This is a genomic window from Burkholderia sp. BC1 (assembly GCF_052683555.1).
Map to the genome: position 1 here is coordinate 1 of NZ_JBQYLP010000161.1, position 2,098 is coordinate 2,098.

The 2,098-nt window shown below is 60.1% G+C and carries 3 protein-coding genes; 1 reads left to right on the top strand and 2 read right to left on the bottom strand.

Features of this window, described 5'->3' with window-relative positions; genetic code table 11:
- On the bottom strand, positions 1-375 hold a 375-nt coding region (locus ACSHSS_RS30070; protein ID WP_445545960.1), incomplete at its 3' end, for a hypothetical protein.
- 836 nt (positions 376-1,211) lie between these two features.
- On the opposite strand from ACSHSS_RS30070, the gene ACSHSS_RS30075 reads away from it, so the two are divergent.
- Entirely contained in the window at positions 1,212-1,514 is a 303-nt protein-coding gene (locus tag ACSHSS_RS30075; protein WP_445545961.1) for a hypothetical protein, read from the top strand.
- Between the two features lie 158 nt (positions 1,515-1,672).
- On the opposite strand, the gene ACSHSS_RS30080 is transcribed toward ACSHSS_RS30075, so the two are convergent.
- The gene (locus ACSHSS_RS30080) at positions 1,673-2,044 is read right to left on the bottom strand and encodes a hypothetical protein (RefSeq protein ID WP_445545962.1); all 372 of its coding nucleotides are present in this window, start codon (positions 2,042-2,044) and stop codon (positions 1,673-1,675) included.
- Positions 2,045-2,098: the final 54 nt, after the last annotated feature.

A 2,098-nucleotide genomic window follows, 5' to 3' on the forward strand; every position in this document is an offset into this window, starting at 1 on the left:
AGCCATCTCGCCTGCAACTTCGGAAGTTGGTCCATTGATCAGCGTTTCCCTCACGAAATTCTTATTTCGTTCATCGCTGCCGGCAGCGTATTCTGCCCAACATTTGACGGCATAGCACGCGGCTCGTGTCAGTCGCTGCTCTTCGTTCTTGTCACCGTTCGCCTTGTCGCGAATCGCTTTTTTCTCGTCCTGATTCAACTGACGATTGAAGCGATCACTGCACCCCGACGCGCCCGCCGTTGTCGATTCCCCGTTCACCCTGATGCACCAAGGCTTCTCAACCCCGTTTTCCCCGACGTGCTTCGCACAACGCATAATTTTTGCCCAGACGCGGTTTTCGACCGTAAGACGCGAGTTTGCCAGACGACACGCCATCCCTATCTCGATTCCCCTCGACCCGCCGGGTTTGACGGCGGCCGAAGGGCGACGGCAAACCCGGCGGAACAGGACCATCGCGCACTACCGCGCCACATCCGCGCAAGCCTCCGCGCACCACCTCAGCGCCGAACCCGTCAAGGCCGCGCAACGCGCGCCCGCAGGGCTTGGCCTTGACGGCGATCGGTGTGCCACGCTCGGCCATGCGGTGCAAGACGACTCCGCGGCTTGCACCGCATGTCAAGCCGCCTTTGTCGTTCGCTTTTGATTTCCGCTGCGCAGCAGCGGCTAGACAGGGAGCCCCTTGGGGGCGGACGGGAGGACGGCTGCGAGCACGGAGCGGAGGACCCGCAGGGGCCGCAGCCCGAGCGCAGCAGACGGCCGGGTGGGCGGGGCCGTGACCCCTCGCGCGCAGCGCGCTAACTTTGCTTTTTCGTCATCGTGTTTCTGGCCGCTTTGCGGCCCCTGACTTCATCCTTGCGAAGCACATGCTTGGGGCCGGGGGCGCAAGACATAGAGCCAATTATCGGTGGCCGGCGGGCCGACGCACACGCAACGAACGGCGCGATGCGGCGGCCCGCCGGCCACCGATAATTGCCGGCTTTATGTTAAATGGGCGACGGCCGCAGGCCGGCGCACATTTACCCCCGGCCCCTCGTGGCCATCGGCCGAAGGCCGCACTTCCTTACTCTCCCTCTCGCTTCCCATACACCCGATGCAGCAACCGCTCCGGCTTCGCCGCCTCGATCTCGTCTCGCTGCGCCTGGCGTTCGAGTCGCGCCGGATGCGTCGCCGTATGGATCTCCTTCAACGCTCGGATCGACGACTTCCCTTTCGTGCTGGAAGAAGCTCCTTACGATGGCTTTACCTCACGCTTCCTTCCCGACCGTAACCGCCCAGCCTTCCCGTGGCAGAGCGCCGTCGATCGCCTGCTCGCCACCGCCGGCTTTGTGCCCGGCAACCATGTGCTCCTCTCCGTCAATTACCGCTCCCAGCAATTGACCATCTCCTCCGATCACCACTACCGCATCGCCAATCGCGAGATGACCGAACAGGAGATTCTGGATCGCATCCGTGACGAGCAGCAACTCGCCGCTGAACGACGACATCGCCGTCGACCTCCTTCGAAACAGGCCTAAACACCGAGCCCGGCATACGCCGGGCTCAGTCGTTCAGCTAAAAAAGATGTTCTTCAACACCACGTACACGATGAAGCCCATCAGCGCGGTGAAGGCAATAACCCCAACTATCTTTTGCCCACGTGTTTTAGGAGCCGAGCCTGGAATTCCAACCATATTTACCACCTAATCCCTGTCTTACCTTGATCATTACTGTACCCGCCACCGACACCACCAACGTTAGTGTTCTTCCCGGCGCTAACCCCACCACCAACACCAATAATGGTCGCAGTTCCATTACCCGGCGAATTCATGATGCCTGTGCCAAATATGCCGTAAGCACCAGTCATGCCACCGGCATAGCCTCCAGCAAAGTTATTTGTCTGGCCAGGAGCGACGCTCGTTCGATTGAGCCAGCCGGCAGTAATACTTGCTGATGCCTGAACTGGATTGGGAAGCGCCATATTGACACCAGTTCCGAAGAACGCATTTCCATCCCGCGTAAACGTTCCCCACACACTGCCCACGAAATAATCAATCTGGAAGTTCACAAAGTGGTCTGCCCCCTGAAAAGTGGTCCTCCCTGAAGTAGGCTATTGAGCCGT